General features: G+C 71.5%; 18 protein-coding genes. 5 read left to right on the forward strand and 13 right to left on the reverse strand.

The genetic code is table 11. The features are described 5' to 3' along the window. Positions 1-58: 58 nt before the first annotated feature. The gene (locus ACMGFE_RS24220) at positions 59-340 is read left to right on the forward strand and encodes a PadR family transcriptional regulator (RefSeq protein ID WP_436927843.1); all 282 of its coding nucleotides are present in this window, start codon (positions 59-61) and stop codon (positions 338-340) included. 33 nt (positions 341-373) lie between these two features. Here ACMGFE_RS24220 and ACMGFE_RS24225 read toward each other — a convergent pair whose 3' ends face one another. Continuing rightward, positions 374-1,708, reverse strand: a complete 1,335-nt coding sequence (locus ACMGFE_RS24225) for a DUF6298 domain-containing protein (protein ID WP_436927844.1) — start codon at positions 1,706-1,708, stop codon at positions 374-376. Positions 1,709-1,803: 95 nt separating this feature from the next. On the opposite strand from ACMGFE_RS24225, the gene ACMGFE_RS24230 reads away from it, so the two are divergent. Next, entirely contained in the window at positions 1,804-2,895 is a 1,092-nt protein-coding gene (locus tag ACMGFE_RS24230) for an aldo/keto reductase (protein ID WP_436927845.1), read from the forward strand. A gap of 57 nt (positions 2,896-2,952) precedes the next feature. Here the strand turns inward: ACMGFE_RS24230 and ACMGFE_RS24235 are convergent, their stop codons facing one another. Then, a complete protein-coding gene (locus tag ACMGFE_RS24235) occupies positions 2,953-3,123 on the reverse strand; it encodes an HVO_0758 family zinc finger protein (protein ID WP_436927846.1) in 171 nt (56 codons plus the stop codon). 224 nt (positions 3,124-3,347) lie between these two features. On the opposite strand from ACMGFE_RS24235, the gene ACMGFE_RS24240 reads away from it, so the two are divergent. Then, on the forward strand, positions 3,348-4,448 hold the full coding sequence (locus ACMGFE_RS24240) for a glycosyltransferase family protein (RefSeq protein WP_436927847.1): 1,101 nt from the start codon (positions 3,348-3,350) through the stop codon (positions 4,446-4,448). Positions 4,449-4,608: 160 nt separating this feature from the next. Here the strand turns inward: ACMGFE_RS24240 and ACMGFE_RS24245 are convergent, their stop codons facing one another. From ACMGFE_RS24245 to ACMGFE_RS24295, 11 genes are all read right to left on the reverse strand, one after another. After that, positions 4,609-5,799, reverse strand: a complete 1,191-nt coding sequence (locus ACMGFE_RS24245) for a DHH family phosphoesterase (RefSeq protein ID WP_436927848.1) — start codon at positions 5,797-5,799, stop codon at positions 4,609-4,611. Positions 5,800-5,946: 147 nt separating this feature from the next. Continuing rightward, a complete protein-coding gene (locus tag ACMGFE_RS24250; RefSeq protein ID WP_436927849.1) occupies positions 5,947-6,852 on the reverse strand; it encodes an SDR family oxidoreductase in 906 nt (301 codons plus the stop codon). A 1-nt stretch (position 6,853) separates the two neighbouring features. After that, on the reverse strand, positions 6,854-7,276 hold the full coding sequence (locus ACMGFE_RS24255) for a DUF5791 family protein (protein ID WP_436927850.1): 423 nt from the start codon (positions 7,274-7,276) through the stop codon (positions 6,854-6,856). A gap of 20 nt (positions 7,277-7,296) precedes the next feature. After that, entirely contained in the window at positions 7,297-10,548 is a 3,252-nt protein-coding gene (locus tag ACMGFE_RS24260; RefSeq protein ID WP_436927851.1) for a DUF7286 family protein, read from the reverse strand. After that, positions 10,545-11,429 carry a DUF7284 family protein gene (locus ACMGFE_RS24265; protein ID WP_436927852.1) on the reverse strand — a complete coding sequence of 295 codons (885 nt, stop codon included), beginning with the start codon at positions 11,427-11,429 and terminating at the stop codon, positions 10,545-10,547. Before ACMGFE_RS24265 ends, ACMGFE_RS24260 begins: the two co-directional genes overlap by 4 nt. Beyond that, positions 11,420-11,812, reverse strand: a complete 393-nt coding sequence (locus ACMGFE_RS24270; RefSeq protein WP_436927853.1) for a DUF7285 family protein — start codon at positions 11,810-11,812, stop codon at positions 11,420-11,422. The genes ACMGFE_RS24265 and ACMGFE_RS24270 overlap by 10 nt, the downstream gene beginning before the upstream one ends. Further along, entirely contained in the window at positions 11,790-12,266 is a 477-nt protein-coding gene (locus ACMGFE_RS24275; RefSeq protein ID WP_436927854.1) for a DUF7283 family protein, read from the reverse strand. Before ACMGFE_RS24275 ends, ACMGFE_RS24270 begins: the two co-directional genes overlap by 23 nt. A 34-nt stretch (positions 12,267-12,300) precedes the next feature. Next, positions 12,301-14,082, reverse strand: a complete 1,782-nt coding sequence (locus tag ACMGFE_RS24280) for a type II secretion system protein (RefSeq protein WP_436927855.1) — start codon at positions 14,080-14,082, stop codon at positions 12,301-12,303. Beyond that, the gene (locus ACMGFE_RS24285; protein ID WP_436927856.1) at positions 14,079-16,022 is read right to left on the reverse strand and encodes an ATPase, T2SS/T4P/T4SS family; all 1,944 of its coding nucleotides are present in this window, start codon (positions 16,020-16,022) and stop codon (positions 14,079-14,081) included. Before ACMGFE_RS24285 ends, ACMGFE_RS24280 begins: the two co-directional genes overlap by 4 nt. A 27-nt stretch (positions 16,023-16,049) precedes the next feature. Then, positions 16,050-16,556, reverse strand: a complete 507-nt coding sequence (locus ACMGFE_RS24290) for a DUF7311 family protein (RefSeq protein WP_436927857.1) — start codon at positions 16,554-16,556, stop codon at positions 16,050-16,052. A 3-nt stretch (positions 16,557-16,559) separates the two neighbouring features. Further along, positions 16,560-17,369: a DUF7310 family coiled-coil domain-containing protein gene (locus ACMGFE_RS24295; RefSeq protein WP_436927858.1), complete on the reverse strand. Its 810-nt coding sequence runs from the start codon at positions 17,367-17,369 to the stop codon at positions 16,560-16,562. 80 nt (positions 17,370-17,449) lie between these two features. On the opposite strand from ACMGFE_RS24295, the gene ACMGFE_RS24300 reads away from it, so the two are divergent. Next, positions 17,450-18,535 (forward strand): tubulin/FtsZ family protein, encoded by a 1,086-nt coding sequence (locus ACMGFE_RS24300; RefSeq protein ID WP_436927859.1) that lies wholly within the window; start codon positions 17,450-17,452, stop codon positions 18,533-18,535. Positions 18,536-18,641: 106 nt separating this feature from the next. Continuing rightward, positions 18,642-18,938, forward strand: coding sequence for a DUF5789 family protein (locus ACMGFE_RS24305; protein ID WP_436927860.1), 297 nt, complete (start codon positions 18,642-18,644; stop codon positions 18,936-18,938). Positions 18,939-19,174 lie beyond the last annotated feature (236 nt).

Below are 19,174 nucleotides of genomic sequence, written 5' to 3' on the forward strand. Positions count from 1 at the left end.
GAGAGCTGTTCGGCCGGGAACCGCAAGAGTCGAACCGTCGCCGGACGCACGGGCGGGTATGACCAAGTGGCTCCAGAGTGGGCGCCGCCGGGACCTGGCGATCATCCTCGCCGGGGAGGGGCCGCTCCACGGCCAGGCGCTCAAGTCGCGGCTCGAATCCCACTACGACGAGCGGATCGAACCGCGCTCGTTCTACGGCGCGCTCGACACGCTCGTGGACAACGGCCACCTCGAACTCCGGGAGGCGGGCATCCACGACGAGTACGCGCTCACCGACGCCGGCCGCCGGATGGTCGAGGAGCAGTTCGCGTGGATGGCCGAGCACGTCGAGGGGGAGTAGCTCGCCCCCTGGCTGGATCCACCCGGTCGGTGGTCACGGTTCGGCGGTGAGGACGACGACCTGATTGGGCCGTTCCGGGGGGTTCACCGGGATTTCAGACGTGACCTCGACCGTCTCCTCGTCCGTCCACGCGGCCGCTTCGGCGTCGAGATTCCGGAGTCGATACGAGCCCGCTTCGACGGCGAGCGTGGCGTCGCCGCCGTCGGGGAAGTAGACGACGTAGGCGTCCCCCGGGTCGGCGACACAGTAGGCTTCGTCGGGAGCCGCGGCGGCCAGCAGGTCCTCCCGCGGCGTCAGGGCGGGGAAGTCGACGACCTGCTCGATCGCGCGAACCGACCGGATCTGCGTCAGCGCTCGCTCGCTCCCGCCGATCCCCCAGCCCTCGTCGCCGCCCGCGACCTGTCTGTGGAACCGGCACGCAGCGCACCCGCCGAGGACGTTCCGCCAGAACCACCGGACCGCCTGGTCGGCGTCCCCGGCGGCGTCTTTCCCGCCGTCGAAGCCGCCGTAGATCTTCACGTTGTTGAACGGCCGCGGGCCAATGGCGTCCTCGACGTCCGTGCGCCACGCCTGGAGGTTGTCCCAGTGGTCCTGCCCGGTCGCTCCCGCGAAGTGCTGGTTGTGCTGGGACACCTCGACGTAGGAGAACGCGTCGGGATGGGCGACGACCTTCTCGACGGACTCGCCCGGGTTCATGTTCATGTTGGCGACCTCGACGTGGACCCCGCGCTCCTCGGCCCGGTCCGACACGTGTTCGGCCCAGTGCAGTTCCCACTCGATCCCGGCCCACCCCTCGTTGGTGACGTTGTAGACGACGTTCCCGTAGTCGAGCGTGTGCTCGAGGACCCGGTCGACGAACCGTTCCTGGTGGGTGAGCACGGGCTCGTTGTCCTCCTCGACGGTGCGGAAGAAGGCGATCCGGTCTTGCCAGTGGTCCCCGCCCGTCGCGGGCAGCGAGTCCTCGGGGAGCGTGTCGTTGTTGACCGGATTCCAGGCGTGCTCGTCCCACCTGGACCCGGCCAGGTCGTGCTGGTCCCACAGCGTCAGCCCGACGACGACGTCGCGCTCGGCGGTCGCGTCGAGGAACGCGGCGAGCCGATCCCAGTAGTCGTCGTTCCACCGTTCGAGGTCGTACGTCCCGTCCTCGTTTCGTGCGAACGGCGGGACGTCCCCGTCCTTGCGGTCCGACATCGTGTTGCGGACGAAGTTCCCGCCGGCTTCGACGAGGTCGTCGAGGTGGTCCTCCAGTCGCGGGCCGGTCCACTGGAAGAGGTTGTCCTTGTCCGTCCCGCCGAGGAGGACGATCGGCTCGTCGCCGTCCGACCAGTACCACGGGTTCTCGGGGCTCGGTCTGATTCGCTCGGTCATACGCGGTTCGTTGCGGGAGGCAACAATAAATCGCCCGCTGGCTCACAGTACGGTCGAGATGGCACGCTTTTCCCCGCCGGGGCCGAACCGTCGGTATGGTCACCAGGGACGCGACGTGGGCGTACCGCGACGAGTTCGGCGACCGGTTCGCCCGGACCTACTTCCGGCGGTTCGGCGAAGGCGTCGTCTCCAGCATCGGCGTCGGCACCTACCTCGGCGACCCGACCGACGAGGCCGACGACGCCTACCGCGAGGCCGTCGTCGAAGCCCTCGAAAACGGTGTCAACGTCGTCGACACAGCGATCAACTACCGCAACCAGCGCAGCGAGCGCGTCGTCGGCCGGGCCGTCGAGGAAGCCGATATCGACCGCGATGCCGCGCTCGTCGCGACGAAGGGCGGGTTCGTCCCCTTCGACGGCGAGCGCCCCGACGACCCGGGCCGGTGGATCCACCGCGAGTACGTCGACACCGGCATCGTCGACACGGACGACCTCGTGGCCGGCCAGCACTGCATCGCGCCCGGATTCATCGACGACCAGCTCGACCGGTCGCTCGCCAACCTCGGCCTCGACTCGATCGACCTGTACTACGTCCACAACCCGGAAACCCAGCTGGCAGAACGCTCCCCCGAAGCGGTCTACGACCAGCTAGAGGACACGTTCACCCGTCTCGAAGAGCGAGCCGCCGAGGGGGACATCAGCCAGTACGGCGTCGCGACGTGGGAGGCGTTCCGGGTGCCGGTCGACGACGACAGCTACCTCTCGCTGGCGGAAGTCGTCTCGCGGGCGCGGGAGGCCGCCAAACGTGCGAACAACGCCGCGACGCACTTCCGGGCGATCCAGTTGCCGTTCAACGTCGTGATGGCCGACGCGTTCACGGTCGAGGCCCAGGAGGGGAGCGAGGGAACGCAGTCGACGCTGTGGTTCGCACACGACGCGGGCCTGAACGTCTTCACGAGCGCGTCGCTCGCGCAGGGACGGCTCGCGTCGGCGGGACTCCCGGAGGACGTGGCCGAGCGCGTCGCCGGGGAGACGAACGCGCAGAAGGCGATCAACTTCGCGCGGAGCGCGCCGGGGGTCACCTGTTCGCTGGTCGGGATGGGGTCCCCCGAGCACGTCGCCGAGAACGTCGCCGCGGGGACCGAGCCGCCGCTGGGCGCGGACTCGTTCGACGCGGTCTTCGAGTGACGGGCGAGCGCGAGAAACGGGCTGCTGTCCGGTCGTCGATCCGCGGCCGAATCGCGACTATCCGACCTTCTTCCACTTGCTGCCGCACTCGGGACAGACCCGGACGGTGCCGAGCTCGTCGGGGTCGTTCTCCGTCCCGAGCTCCTCGCCGCACTCGGTGCAGGCGAGTCGCTCGTAGACGTCTTTCTCGATCTCGCCCGAACGGAGCCCCTTCCGGACCGATTTCATGGCCGGGGGTACGACACGGACTCTCAAAAACCCCATGCATAGATCGAACGCACCGAATCCGGTCCAGTCCGGCGATACGTCGGGCGACTGGCACGGATCGGCGGTCGCGGTCGGGTCAGCTTCGGCCCCAGCAGAACCGACGACCGCCCAGAGGCCGAGCCGGTCCGGGGACTCGCCCGTCGAAACAGCGGACTATATGGGAATCGAGTCGCTAGCGAGCGACGATGGAGTACGTCCAGGAGCGCGTCGCGACGCTGCACGACTTCGGCGACGCGAGCCCCGACGCCCCCGTCGACCGCGCCACGGTCGTCGTGCCCCTGACCGACCGCGACCACGCCAGCCTCGCCGCCGAGCAGGTGCTATCGACGCTCGGCGACGTCGACCCGCAGTCGGTCCTCGTCGCCCTGCGCGCCAGCGACGGGAACGTCGACGCGGTCCGCGAGTGGGTCGACTCGATCGACGTGGACGCCGACCTGCTGTGGTGTAACGCGCCGGCCGTCCGGCCACTGCTCGACGAGCACGGTGTCAATGGCGAGGCCGGGAAGGGCCGCGACGTGTGGCTCGCGCTCGGCGTCGCCGCCGCCCGGAGCGAGTTCGTCGCCGTCCACGACGCCGACGCGACGACCTACGGCCCCGACCACGTCCCCCGCCTGCTCTTCCCGCTCGCCGAGGACTACTCGTTCGTCAAGGGCTACTACGCCCGCGTCGAGAACCGCCGTCTCTACGGTCGCCTCTGTCGCCTCCTCTACGAACCCGTCGTCGCCGCGCTCGCCGAGTCGCACGACGAACCCGTGATAGACTACCTCGGCGCGTTCCGCTACGCGCTCGCCGGGGAGTTCGCGGCCACCAGCGACCTCGTCCGCCGTCTCCGACCGCCCCGCGGGTGGGGACTGGAGGTCGGCACGCTCGGCGACGCGTTCCGCGAAGCCGGGTTCGAGGGCACCGCGCAGGTCGACCTGGGCATCCACGAGCACGACCACCGCGCCGTCAGCGGCCGCGGCGGGCTCTCGGACATGGCCGACGAGGTCGCCGCCGCCCTGTTCAACGCGCTCGCCGACCACGGCGTCGCCGTCGACCACGAGGTCCTGCGCGAGCGCTACCGGACGACCGCCCGGCGACTCGTCGACCAGTACGCCGCCGACGCCGCGTTCAACGGCCTGGAGTTCGACCGCGCGGCCGAGCGCGAGCAGGTCGACGCCTACGCCGAGTCCGTCCGCGCGCCGGAGTCCGACGACCGACTCCCAGCCTGGACCGAGACGGACCTGGACCCCGACGAGCTCTTCGACGTCTCCCAGCGCGCACTCGACGACGTGACCGGGGAGTGAGCGTCGACCGATCGACTTCTGTTCTGGCGCGCGCCGTCGTCTCGGAATCGCTTGCTGTCGTTCGCGGTCGAGTTCACTCCTCGCGAGCGGGTCGAGATCACACACGGGTCAAAACCGACGACGACCGGAGTACCAGCAACTGCGCAGACAGGGAGAACAGCTAGATATCGCCGGCCATCGCGTCGAACAGCCGATCGACGAACTCCTGGCGGTCCATGCCGTCGCCGGGGCCGAGGCCCTCCATGTGCTCGACGGAGAGCTGGCCGCCGCCCATCCGGGCGTGGCCGCCGGCGTTGGCCATCGGGATCTCCTCGACGACCGCCCGGAGCGTCTTGCCCATGTGGACGCGGTCGTCGCGCGACCGGCCCGACAGATGGAGCGTGTCGCCCTTCTGTCCCATCACGACGACGGCGGTCACGCCCTCCAGCCGGGTCAGTTCGTCGGCGGCCTGTGGGATGGCGTCGGCGTTGGACACCTCGCCGACGTCGCTGACGGCGAAGGCGTTGCGGACGGACCGCTCGTCGATGGCGCGGGCCTTCACGTCGAGGACTTCGGCGTCGACCTGCGGGTTGGCGATGCGGTCGAGGCGGTCCTCGTCGATTCCCTCGTAGAGGTATGCGCTGGCGGCGAACTCCGCGGCGGAGCAGCCCTTGGTGAGGTGTTTGGTGTCCGACTGGATGCCGTAGAGGAGCCCGGTGGCGGTGTCGGAGTCGAGGACGTAGTCGGCGTCGCCGTTGACCGCCTCGGCCTCCTCGGGCGAGAGGGGGTCCCAGCCCTGCTGCTCGAAGTACTCAGCGAGGATGCTGGCGCAGGCGCCGTGGTCGGGTCGGACGTCGGTGAACTCCGACCCGGTGCCGTCGCCGGGGTGGTGGTCGACGACGGCGACGGGGTCGACGCCCTCCGCGCCGGCGAACCCCCGGGGTTCGTTGTGGTCGACGAGGACGACGTTCTCCGAGAGCAGGTCGTTCGCGGTGTCTATCTGGTCGAAGTCCAGGTCGAGGACGGTCTCGAACGCCCGGTTCTCCTGGTGGCGGATCTGGCCGGGGTACTGCAGTGACGTGTCGACGCCGACCTCCTCGGCGAACTCGGCGACCGCGAGTGCCGAGGCCATGGCGTCGGGGTCGGGGTTGGGGTGCATGAGGACGGAGACGTCCTCGTGAGTCGCGAGCTTGCGGACGAACCGCTCGCCGGGCGTCCGGCGGAGGCGCCGAATGCCCCACCAGAGCGCGACGAGAACCGCGAGCAGGCCGACGACGGCGGCCGCGAGGACCAGCGGGTCCTGCTCGGCGACCGCCGACGCGGCGTCCGAGGGCGCGGCAACGCCGGCGCCACCCGCGGCGGCGTGTGGCATATCCGGGCTGTCGCCTTCGAGGGTCAAGTAGTTTCTCACTGTTCCGCACGTCGGTGATTCGACCGAATCAAGGCCGACTGACGGGTTTCCACGGCGATACGCGACCTACGTTCGTGGGGAAGTCGGGATCGGACCGCGACGGAGTGGTCACTCGTCTCCGCCGTCGCCGTCCCCGAGATACGCGTCGATGGCGGCCCGGTACCCCTCCCGATAGGTGGGGTACTCGAACTCGTACCCCAGTTCCCGCAGCCGGTCGTTGGCGACCCGCTTGCTCGTCCGCAGCCGCCGCTCGACCGTCTCGGAGAGGTCCTCGGCGGCGAGCCGGTCCTCGACGGTGCGCTTGGGCGGTTCCGGCTCGCCGCACTGGTCGGCCAGCCAATCGGCGAACGCCCACTTGTCGACGGGCTCGTCGTCGACGACGTTGACCGCCTCGCCGCGAGCGCGGGCCGATTCGAGCAGGTACAGCACCGCTCCCACCGCGTCGTCGCGGTGGACCATGTTGAGATACCCCTCGGTCACCGGTCCCTCGACGTAGCGCGACAGGCGGTAGCGCTCCGGACCGTAGAGACCGGCGTAGCGCGCGACCGTCCCATCTGCACCGTACTCCGCGGGGCGCTCGATCGCGATCCGCTCGGCCTCGGCGAGCACCTCCGTCTTGGGCGTGGTCGGCTCGATGGGCGTCGACTCGTCGACCCAGTCGCCGCCGTGGTCCCCGTATACGCCTGTGCTCGACGTATACACGACGCGGTCGGGCGGGTCGGACCGACCGCAGAAGTGATCGATCGCGGTCGAGAGCCCGTCGACGTACACCTCGCGGGCGGCGTCGGCGCCGCGGCCGCCGCTGCTGGCGGCGAAGACGATCGCGTCGGCGTCCGGTACCCGCTCCAGGGCGTCGGCGTCGGTCACGTCGGCCTGCACCCCGTCGAGCCCGGCCGCTTCGATGCGTTCGACGCCCTCGGCGGAACGACGGACGCCGACCACCTCGTGGTCGGCCGCGAGTCGCCGGCCGAGTTCCAGGCCGACGTAGCCGCAGCCGAGGATGGCGACACGCATGTTATCGCGATTCGAGGAAGTGGTGGATCGCCGCGTACTCGCCGAGGGTGATCGGGTAGCGCCCCTCGACTTTCTGCTGGATCTCCTTGGGACCCATCTCGTCGTCCAGTCCGGTCGCGACGGCGTCGACGTCGACGACCGCGGTCGTCATCCCCATCAGGAGCACGTCGAGCGCGTCCATCTTCAGGGTCTCGCCGTCGGGTCGCTCCGGGTCCGCGGAGAGGATCGCCGCCGCGGCTTCCAGCGTCAGTTCGGGCTCGTCGCCGGCCGCGACCGCCTCGACGACGTCGCGGTCGACGCCCGAGCGCTCGACGACGGTGTCGACGCCGACTGCCTCGACCGTCGCCGCGAGCGCCTCGCCGTACGCGCTGCGCAACTCCTCGGGTGACAGTTCGCCCGCCGACTCGAACTCGCCTCTGAGCATACCCGTCCTTGGCCGTCGGCCTACAAGTCACTGTCACTCTCCGACCGACACCCGGGATCGGTGTCGAGGCCGGCAGGACGAGGGTCGACGTGCGCCTCGGCCCCGTCCTCGCTCTCGCCCTCGCAGTCCTCGTTCGACCCGTCGATCGACAGCGGGTACTCCTCGCCGGTCCACGGCCGCTCCCGATCGACGGGGCCGGGGATAGCCCATCCCTTCGATTCCTCGACGGCCACGCCGTCGATGTCGCCGACGCCGGTCCCGCCGGCCGGGACGACGACCACGACGGAGGTCCGGGTCGTGAACGTCACGCGCGAGGCCCGGCCCAGCACGTCCTCCTCGCCGTCGCCGTCGATATCCAGCGTCGCGTTCGAACCGTCGCGGACGTAGTTGAGCGAGGCGTCGCCTGCACCGGGCGTCCGCCGCGGCGTCTCGACGGCGAAGCGCGCGTACTGCCCGCGCACCGTCACCGACCAGACGTTCATCGTCGCGACCCAGCTGCCCAGCGGCGGCGCCAGGGGGATCCCCGCTGGAATCTCGCTCACAGACTCGTTGAACTGCTTCTCCAGCACACCCGACACCTCCGATTTCACCCGCTTCCTGACCGCAGCCTTGACGTGTTCGGTCGCGGCCGTCACCGCCGGTCCCGATACCTTCCCGCGCTCGGACTCAAGCGAGTCGTACAGCGCCGTCCGAAGACGGAGCCGCACCCGGTCGCGCTCTCGGGTCGTCCAGCCGTCGTCGGTCGTCCGCTCTTCGGCGGCCGCGACGGTCGGTTCGATCACGGACCCGTTCGACAGCGCGAGCGCGCGTCCGTCGAGCGACCTCCACTGCGAGAGCCCGTCGTCCACGACCCGCTCGCGTTGCGTCGAGTCGTTACCGACCCCCAGGAGGAGGAGTTCATGTTTCAGGTCCCCCCGGATCGCGTCGACGGCCGAGTCGACCTTCGAACGCAGTCGGTCGCGGCGCTCCGCGACGGTCGCGTTCGGCCGGTGGTCGAGCGTCCTGTTGGCCGCACGGAGCGCTCGGGCGGCCGTCACGAGCCGTCGATCGCGACTCGATCCGCCCGGCATGAGCGCCGTCAACACCGCGTCGGTCGCGTCGCCGTACGGGATTGTGACGTAGTTGACGTTCCGCGCGGTGAGCGGGTAGGTCGGCGAATCGTCGTCGCTGACCGCCGCGACGTCGCCGTGGCTCACCTCGGTCAGCGTCAGGTACGGCGGGGCGCCGTCGACGTGCATGTCGAGATCCGTAGCGGGATCACCGCTGGCCCCGCCAGGGCGTCCACCGGATCCGGGTCTATCCCCGCGGTCGTCGGCCCGACGGGCGTCGTACCCGGTACGCAGTTGCGAGAGCGACGGACCCCCGACGCTGTCGAGCGCGTCCGCGAGTGCGTTCTCGCGCTCGGAGTTGTCGTCGGCCCGCTGGTCCAGCCGTTCGAGCACGAGGTCGAGATACCGACCGCGGACGGCGGCGCGGGCCTTCGCTGCGACGTGCGGGTAGGTGTCCGGCGCGTCGACCAACTTCGCCCGCCGCTGGCGCAGGTGCTCGGCGAGTTTCGCGGCGGGGTTGACCTGGTGGGTCCCCATGCGACCGCGCGAGACCGACACCGACGCGTTCCTGACTGCCCGCCGCAGGTCGACGAGACCGGCGTAGATCCACGGCGACAGTTCGTCCGGCCACTCGCCGTGAACCGGTCGCGGGCCAGTATCGACCGCGCCGCGAGCGGCCCGTCCGGCGAGCGCGTCCGGACCGCCCGCGGCGTCGACGTGCTCGCGAACGCGCGCCGGGACGTCCGCGAGGTTCGGGCCGTCGAACGGACCGCCACGCTCGTGTACCGTCGCGATCGGGTTGTCCGGCGCGTACGGCGTGACGGCGTGGTTGCCGACGACGGAGACCGTCACACGTTCGGTCTCTGTGCTCGTCCGCGTCGTCGCGTTGAGCGAGCCGTTGTGATACCAGACGGCTCGCCGCTCGTGACGGAGCCGGACCGTCCGGACGTACGTCTCTAGCCGGTGGTAGCCCGACGGAACCGCGACGCCCGGTCCCCGCGTGGCGTTGGAGACGCCCAGCACGTCGGTGCTGGTGGTCTCCGTCCTGAACTCCCAGCGACCCGGCTCCGCCGGCGGTCCCGGCCGGCCCGGCTTCCCGCCGCTGACCCGCTCGGTCGCCGAGAGCGCGCGGACGCGCTCGCGGTAGACCGAATCGATGGTCCCGTTGATCGCCCCCTCGGTGAGCAGATCGCGAAACGCCCGGTCCGCGGAGAGCCCGACCGACACGTTGATCGTCTCGTCGGGTGCCGGCGCGTCAGTGCCGCCCGACGCCAGCCCGGGTACCCCGGCGCTCTCGGCCGGCGTCGTCGCCGACCGCAGTTGCTGCTGGAGGAGTTTGTTGACGCCCGGATCGGCGGGTCCGCGCGCCGACACGAGGTCCTGTATCCCGACCGCTGCCGTCGCGCCGGAGAGCGCCTGTCGCCCGTCGGGGTCGCTCCGTCCGAACGTCGACCGCTGTACGTCGAGTACAGCGCCGTTGGTCACGAGTTCGACGTGGCGATTGGCGACGACGTTGTCGATCGGTGCGCCGCCGTACTGCGCGTACCCCCGCGCCCACGCCACCGCGTAGAGCCGACTGGTCAGCCGCTGTCCGAGTCCCGGTTTGGCGACCCCGGCTTTCAGCCGCTCCTGATACGTCTCCACCCGGTCGTGGACGGCCAACACCGGCGTCGCGACGACCACGGAGAACGACACCTCCTCGGTGCCCACGACCCGACCGCCGTCGGTCGCCTGGACGGTGACGTTCGAGAGTTCGACCCGGAGACTCGCTCCGTTCGGACCGGTCCGTTCGACGTCGACCCGCTCGATCGCTTCCCCGAGGGCGTCGGGGGTCGGCGTCGGCGCCAGCGTCGCGTTCGCCCTGACGCCGCGATGGGTGCGTGCGACCGAGTCGAGTCGGCCGCGCGCGGCGAGATAGATCCGCGCCCGGAGCGCGTCCTCGAACGCCGTCTCGGGGTCGAGCACGTCACCCCACTCGTTGTTCGCGGGCGTCAACACCGGGTCGCTGGCGGCCGCGACGCTCGCGTCGGCGACTGCAGCTCTGAGGGCCGCCCGCGCGTCGGCCGTCGTCCGCTCGACGGCCAGGTCCACCGCGGGCTCTGGAGTGGGTCGGGGCCGGTGGACCGCACTGGCGAACAGCGCGCTGGACAGCACCAGGAGGACGCCGACCAGCGCGAACGGGACCCGACCGCGCGTCCCCAGTTCGAATCCGCGCCGGCTCACGGCGACCACGTCCTGACGACGAGCCGTACCTGATGGGACCTGACGGCACGCGCGGCCGCTTCTGGCGTCTCGAACCGACGTCGCAGGTCCGCGTGCAGTCGCTTCGCGAGCGCACGGGTGAGCTTCCGGTTGGCCGGCTCGACGCCCCGCGGATGCGATAGCCCGGGCGTCTCGACGCCCAGGACGCTGGACGTCCGGCGGTACCGGTGGGCCGTCAGCGCACGGTCCGGCCCTTCGCTGTAGAGCGCGGCGCGCATCTCGGACTCGGGGAAGAGACCGTCGACGACCGACCGGGAAACCGCGGTCGCGACGCCCCCGTACCCGCCGCGCCGGGCCGCTCGCTGGGCCTCGGACGTCACGTTCGGCAAACCGCTCGCAGCTGTCACCGTCGCGACAGACACGTCCGCGTCTCGGGGTGGTGCGTCGCCGACGACGAACGACGACCCGAGTGTCGAGCCGGGATACGGTCGCCAGGCGACGGCGACCTGGAGGTTCGCTTCGCGGGTGTGGAGCACCCGCTCGGCCGCGGCGCGGCTCTCCGCACGGAGTTCCCCGCCAGTGCCGAAAAGCGACGTCCCGCCGAGCGACGGCGTCGAGACCGCGGAGGCGGCGAGCAACTCCGCGTGCGTGCCGCGAGCGGTCCGCGTGACGCTGACCGACTGGCTCTCACTGCCGCCGAGGAGCGACGACGCCACGGTCACCGAGCGGGTGTAGGTCACCTCGGCCGTGCTCGTCGCGAGCACGTCGGCGGTCTCCTCGGCGACGCGGTTCCCGTCGACGTCGCCCCTGGCGTCCACGCCGGCGAGGACGCCGACGGCGACGCCCACGAGCAGGACGAAGATCACGGTATCGAAGGCCGTACTCGACGCTCTCACGTCCATACGCGCACCTCCAGTCGGCCCGGGATCACGCGTCCGGCGTCGATGCGGACGCTAACCCGCCGGCTCGCAACGTCCGCGGTCGTGGGTGCGGTGGGACCGGCGTGCTCGGTCCGGTCGCCCACTGTGAGTGTCGCGTTGGCCTCGAATCCGCCCGGAGCGCGGTCGAGCGCGGCGTCCAACCGTCCTTCCCTGGCGACGCCCCCGACCGTCACCGCTCGTTCGACGCGGTCGGCGGCAGCCTCTGCGTGGTTCCGATCGGCGGGTCCCGGCAGGCTGGCCTCGAACGCGCCCGCGTACAGGGCCAGCGCGAGCGCGACCACGAATACAGCGACCACGGCCGCGATCGGCTCGGTCTGGCCACTATTCGCCGACCAGCGTGGCATTGACCTCCCCCCACGTGACCCGGCGAACGACGAGACCATCGGGCGCTGGCTGCCACGACGGGTCGCGCGTCCGCGACCGGTTTAGTGCCCGTTCGAAGCGGGCTCGGCTCGCGAACGCGCGGTCCGGCGGTACCCCGTGTAAGACCGCGTCGAGCCGGTCGCCGTCGCCTCCTTTCGCGGGGACGACGGGACCGTACGCGAACGACGCGTGTGCGTCCCCGCCGGGGCCGCGGAGCCCGAGGCGGTGGGACCCGAGTCGGATCTGGCGGGCGTCGATCGGGTGTCTGGCAGTCGCTTCGTGCGGGCTCGACGCGACGCTGTCGACTGTGCGAGCGACGCTGGTCGCGTCCGGTGGCGGTGCGGTCGGAACCCGGAGCGCCAGCCCCAGGACGCCCGCGCCGACGACCGCGAGGGCCAGCCAGACGTACGTCGATTCGACGGCGGTGTCGAACATGGGCCGGCCTGGTCGCCCGACCGGATTTAAATCTTCAGACGAGCCAGCCCGTGCCGACGAGGCCGGCGACGAAGACGGCACTGGCGAGACAGAGCGCCCGCCCCACCCGGTAGCCCACGAGCGAACGGTCGAGTCCCCGTTCGAGGCCGGTCGCGAGCACCGTCAGGATCGCGGCGAGCGCCGCGACGTAGATCCCTACGGCGATTCCGAGCGCGGCGGGCGAGACCGCGGCCGTGAGCGGGCCGTCCGAACTCATCTGCTCCGCGAGCGTTATCGTGGCGCCGCCCACGAGCGGGCCGAACACCGCCGCGGTGTTCGCGAGCGTCGACGTGACCCGTTCCAGGTCGCGCCTGATCTCCCGCTCGACGCCGCGCAGATCGTCGAGGTGGTCCGCCATCGCGACGATCGCCGGTCCCGCGGGCTGGCCCTCCGAGGCGGCGACGGCGAGGAGTTCTGCCGTGCTCCGTGCGCGTTTGCTCGGAACGGTGGCGAGCGCGCCGTGTTCCCCGAGGAACGACTCCCGGACGCCCGCGCGGACCTGCCGCTGCTGGCGAGCGGCGTCGGCGAGCACGTCACCGGTCGCCGACTCCAGCAGTTCGACCGCGTCGTCGAGCGCCGCCTCGACTGCGCGGCCGCGTCCGACCTCGCGGCCGACGAGGTAGAGCGCGTCCGGGAGCCCCTCCTCCACGGCCTCGACGCGGTCGCGGACGGCGGTCATTGGTCGATACGCGACGACGAGCGAGACCCCCAGTCCCGCCGTCGGCGCCGTCACGAGCGCGGTCCACGGCGCCGCGACGCGGCCGACGAGCAGCCAGGCGCCCGCCGCTGCCGCGCACCCGAGCACGGGCGCGGGCCATCGCCGGTCTGGAACGGCCGGGTGAGCGCGGGATATCTGCGTGGGCGGGAAGGCGACGGGTCGGCGCGCGAGCAGCCAGACGCTCGCCGCGACCAGGGCCACCGGGAGGAGGACGTCGTAGCCGAGCACCACCGCGGCGAGCGGCACTTCCACGCCGACCGTGCCGGCCGTCGGGAGCAAGGCGACGAGTGCGAGCGGGAGTAACACGCCGAACGCGTAGAGCGCAGTGGCCGGTCCCTGGACGGACGCCGCGAATTCGGCCATCGTCTCGCGCGTCCCGTCGAGGGTCACGTCGAGGGCGGCGTCGAGCGCTCGCTCCCGTTCTTCCGGAGGTGCCGACCCGGCCGACTCCACGAGCGTGAGCGCGCGCCGGAGCGCCGGAAACCACTCGGCCCACTCGTCGACGAACGACGACAGCCCAGATCTGCCAGTTCCACGAGCCTGCCGGGCGTGTTCGGCGAGGCTCCGTGCGAGCCGCCCGCCGCCGGTGTCGACCGCGAACGCGGCGGCCGTCTCCGGCGTCGGTGTGAGCCGCATCCGCAACACGGCGCTGCTGACGAGTTCCGGCGCCGTCCCGAGCGCCCGAGTCCGGCTCGCTGTCGCGAGCACGCGCGGCGAATACCGCGCGACCGCGGTAACGGCCGTCCCGACGAGGAGTCCGGCGGCGATAGCGACCGACGGTACACCGACCAGCGCGATCACCGGGAGCGCGACCGCGACCGCAGCGACGACGCCGGCACCGTCGCCCGCCCGCAGGACCGTCTCGGCGTCGAGGTCGCCGTCGAGGAACGCGAGCGCCCGCGAGATCTTCGGATCGGGGTCCGGCGTCCACGCTGGAATCGACGCGAGCGCCTCGACGACGACCACGATCCGCGACGACTCGCTTCGTCCGTTCGCTCCGGTCAGTCCCAGCGTCCGAGAGGGACCGTCCGCTTCCGCGGACCGACCGTCGGGCGTCACGATTTCACCCGGTCCACGCGGGCCTGTTCGACCGTCTCGGGGGCCGTCCTGCCCGTCGACGCGAGGTCGTCCAGCCACGTCGTCCGGGCGGCGAGTTCCTCGCGGAGGTCGGCGTACGTCTCGTCCGGACCCGCCAGCGACTCGACGAGGCGGCTATTACCCCGCTCGATCCGGTCGGTGGACGCGAGCCCGTCGGCGTCGCGTTCGAAGAGCGACGCGAATTCGACCGAACCGGGGCCGGGTTCCGCCTCGCGGCCGCTGGCCCCCGATCCCGTCCCGCTCCCGGTCCCGATCCGCTGGACTTCCTCGACGGAACGGACGCGTCGCTGCGTTCCCGCGTCCGTCTCGGCGGCTTCGAGCGTGACCAGGAAGTCCGTGGCGGCGAACGAGCTCGGGGCGACGCCCAGGTCCGAGATGACGCGTTCGCGGACGTCCGCGCCGCCGTCGCCGTGGATCGTGCCGAGTACCGCGCCGTCGTTCGCCCCCACGCGCATCGCCTCGTACAGGGTTTCGGCTTCCTCCCCGCGGATCTCCCCGACGACCAGCGCCCCGCTCCCGAGTCGGAGCGCCGTCCGCAGGGCTTCCGTCGGGCTGGTTCCGGCGCCGTCGAGCGAACTCCGGAGCGCCTGCACGTCTCGCCCGCCCGACTGGAGCGCATCCACCGGGAGCTCGGGCGTGTCCTCGATGACGACGCTCCGGGTCTCCGGGGGGACTTCCCAGAGGAGCGCGCTCAGACAGGTGGTCTTGCCGGCGCCGCGGGGGCCGGCGACGAGGCCGGCCGCGCCGCGTTCGACCGCGACCGAGAGGAGCGCGGCCGCGTCCGCGGACGTCGTCCCGTTCGCGACGAGTGCGGGCAGCGTCCACGGGTCGCGGTCGCCGGCCCGGAAGGCGAAGGCGATGCCGTCGCTCACCGGATCGGTCACCGCGGCCACGCGGACGCGTCGGTCGCCCGTCGCCACCGCCGCGTCGAGCGTCGGATCCGCCCCGGAGAAGGCCCGCCCACTCTCGCGGCGGAAGCGTGAGGCGAGCGCTTCGGCCCCCTCGCGAGTGAGTCGGACGTTCGTTCGCATCGTCTCGCCGTCGACGCGGACTCGCAGCGGCGTCGACGCGACCGGGGCGGTGGCGAACACGTCGGAGACGCGCTCGTCGGCGAACAGATCCGCGACGACGCCGTAGCCTCGCGCGTGCTTCCGGAGCACCTCCGCGATCTCCTCGACGGGGTCGTCCTCCCCGGCGACGCTCCGTACCGCCCGTCCGGGCGCCCGTTCGGCCCCCGACGTCGCACCAGCCGCCAGTCGCTCGTAGGCGGCGGCGAGCGTCGCCGTCGCCGACGCGTCGAAGCGTGCCTCGACCGGTTCGAGGTGATAGGTCCGGACGGCGTCGTCGGGTCGGTCGTAGACGCGAACGATCGCACCTGTGTCGAGTTCCCGGCGCGACGCGAGCCGCGCGTCCGACGGGGGGCGCGCGGCGACCCGGGAGCGGCTCACGGTCGGCCCCACGAACGGGCTGAGGGCGTCCTCGTAGTCTCGCGCCCGGGCCGCACCGTCTGCGAGCCCGGTCTCGGCGGCGATTCGATTCACCGGACCGGCCCGGCCGGTCGCCTCCCGTGCCGCGGCGAGCGGATCGCGGGTCGCCAGTTCGGCCAGTCGCTCGTCGTGAAACCCGGCGGCGTCGGCGAACCGGCCCGCCGCGACGAGGAACGCCGCGGCGTCGCCTTCGTACGCCCGGACGACGCCGTCCGAACGGGTCGCGACGGCCGTCACGTCCCGCTCGGTGAGGGCGCCGACGACCGTCTCGCGGCAGTCCGCGGCCGATTCGAGCCGACCGGCGTCCGGGCAGTCGTTCGCGTCGACGAGGAGCCGGTCGCCCTCGAAGTCGGCGTGACACCGGCACGCTCCGGTATCCTCGTTCCCTCGGAGTCGAGACAGCAGCGCGTGCATGGCCGCGGCTGGTCCCGGGTTCGTACTTCAACTTTCGCGCCCCACGCGGACGACTGTCGTCCCGTTCTCGGCGACGAGTCGGAGGACCAGCCGCGTTCGGCCGCCGCCGAGGTGGAGCGATCGACCGTCCTGCGGCCGGATCCGCACGCCGTCGGCGACGATGGTGTGCTCGGTGCCCCCCGAGACGCGCCAGGTGAACCGCGTCGCCGTCGCGGCGGCCCCGCCGTTGGCAGCGACGCCGCCCGAATCGGCGGCCGACTCTCCGGTGGCCGGCGGCCGGACGGCGAAGTGCTCGACGCCGGCGCTGGCGAACCCCTCGGTCGGGAGGGCGAACGTCACGGCGCGGCGTGCGGGGGCGGTATCGCTCGGGAGCGCGTCGTTCCCTGCGGCGAGCGCTCGCGCCTCACTGACGAGACGCTCGGTGGCGTCCCGGACCGCGGTGTCGCTCCGCTGGACGCCCGCGTACTCGGTCGCGGGCACGACCACGCCCGCCACGGCGACGAGGAGCGCGACGGTGAACGCGACCCTGACCACGGGTCACAGCGCGTCCCTGACGCGTTCGATGAACTGTTCGGTCTGGCTCTCTGCCTCGTCAGGTCCCGACGCTCCGCCCTCGGCATCGTCCCCCTCAGGGTCGACGCGTCCCGTCACACCGTCCTCCGGGTCCGGTTTCGGCCCCGATCCCGTCCCCGACTCCGAGCCCACCCCTGCCACTGACTCCGAGCCCACTCCCGCCACCGACTCTGACTCCGACCCCGAGCGGCGCCTGGCCCGCCGGTCTCGTTGCTCTCGCGGCTGTCCACCGGTCTGCCGGCCGGACTGGTGTTCGCTCCTGTCCATCGAAGCCGGACCGTTCCCCGACGGGGACACACCGGTACCGGACTGCGGCCCGACGACTACGGAGTGATTCGCTTCGGCGCCGGTCCTGACGGATTCGTCGTCAGAGCCCGCCGAGTGGGCCGGCGCCCGTGCGGGTTCGGGAGCCGACGCGGCGGATTGCTGTCGCGGCGGCTTCTCGGTATCTCGGGCGGGACCGGCCGTTTCGACGGCCGCGGTGTCGCCCGTTTCGACGGCGGTTTCGAGGGCCTCGGCTTTCGCGAGCGCGGCGCTGGCGCGCCGTTCGACCTCGCGGTTGACCGCGCGAACGTTCCCGGCGTAGCCGCGGACGGCCTGGAGACCGGCTTCGAGCTCGTCGACGCGGTCCTCGAGGGCGTCGACCCGCGACGCCAGTTCGTTCGCCTCGCCGACGGCGTCGGCGGTCTCCCGGAGGTCGGTCAGGTCGGTGCCGTCGTCGGTCAGCGCGCGCTCGACCGCGTCGACGCGCGCTTCGAGGTCTCGCTCGGACATGGGACGCCCTCGTCCCGTCCTCGCACTTGAACCCTCGGGCGGTCCCAACGTTCAATAACCATTGCACCGAGGGTACGGGTATGAAGGTCGTCCTGATTGGTGTCGGCCAGGCCGGGGGGAAGGTCACCCAGCGGCTGGCCGAGTACGATTACGACATGGGTTTCGGCGCCGTCCAGGGCGCCATGGCGGTCAACACCGCCGAAGCTGATCTCCAGAGTCTGGACATCGATACGATGCTCATCGGCCGCGACCGCGTCAAGGGCCACGGGGTCGGGGGAGACAACGAACTCGGCGCCGAGATCATGCAAGACGAGGCGACGGAGGTGATGGACGGCCTCGACGCGAAGCTCTCCACGGAAGCCGAGGCCGTCGTCATCGTCGCCGGCCTCGGCGGCGGCACCGGCAGCGGCGGCGCACCGGCGCTCTCCCGCGAACTCAAGCGGATCTACGACGTCCCCGTCTACGTGCTCGGCATCCTCCCCGGCCGCGACGAGGGCGCGATCTATCAGGCCAACGCCGGCCGCTCACTCAAGACCGTCGCGCGCGAGGCAGACTCCCTCCTCCTCGTCGACAACGACGCCTGGCGGACCGCCGGCGAGAGCATGGAAGAAGGCTACAAGGAGATAAACGACAACATCGCCCAGCGACTCGGCCTCCTCTTCGCGTCGGGCGAGATCGAGGCCGTCGACGACATCGCCGAGAGCGTCGTCGACTCCTCGGAGATCATCAACACGCTCCGCCCCGGCGGGATGGCCGTCCTGGGTTACGCGAGCGCCGCCGCCAGCGAAGACGCGGGCGAGAACGTCAACGCGATCACGTCGACGACTCGCAACGCCCTCCTGACGGGGACGAGCGTTCCCAACGTCGTCCAGGCGGAGACCGGCCTGCTCGTCGTCGCCGGCCAGCCCGAGCGCATCTCCCGGAAGGGCGTCGAGCGCGCCCGCTCGTGGGTCGAAGAGGAGACGGGCAGCATGCAAGTCCGCGGTGGCGACTTCCCGCTGGACTCCGAGCGGATCGCGACGCTCGTCCTCCTCGGCGGGGTCGAACGCTCGAACCGCATCGACGAGTTCATGCAACGCGCCCGGGAGGCGAGCAAGTCCGAACAGCAACACGAGAGCGAGGCCAAGGAAGCGTTCCTGAACGAGGAACTCGACGACCTCTTCTGAACGGGCGCGTCGCGGCCGCCGCGACGGGTGGCTCCCGCGCGCTCGTCCGCGCTGTCCGCCGTCTGGAAGCGAAAGCTCTAATCGCCGGGGAGGAAAAGGTGGGCACATGGCTGACGACGAGTCCGACGAGGAAGAGGAGGCGCCCGCGGTCGAACTCGGCGAAGGCGAACCGGTCGAGGGCGCACCCCTCGCCCGCGTCGCCTCGCGACTGAACTGGGGGATGGCTCACAGCGAGATCGTCGAGCGCGAGGGCGACGCCACCATTCGAACGCCCGACGGTCCGCAGCAGCTGGCCGACGTGATGGACGACGTCGACATCCCCTACTTCGAGAGCCGCCGAGAGTTTACCGAAGCCGTCCGCGAGGTCGTCGGCACCGGCCCGATCCCCACCGCCGACGAGTGAGCGGTTCGCCGCATCCGCCCGCCGACCCTCTCGAACGCCTGCCGAATGCCGGTCGATGCCGCCCTGATTGTCTCCCAGCCGTTGCCCGTTCGACACTGTCGGGTCGAGAACGTGTCTCACGCGAGACCTGTAGCGATGCTCCTCAATACGCACGTTATAGTAGCGTTCCCCCGAACGCGTAGTCGGGAGGTCGACCCCTCTGACACGTCCGCCCGGAGACTGATTCTCCGCTGGCG

The sequence above is a fragment of the Halosimplex amylolyticum genome, assembly GCF_051414035.1.
Lineage (GTDB): Archaea > Halobacteriota > Halobacteria > Halobacteriales > Haloarculaceae > Halosimplex > Halosimplex amylolyticum.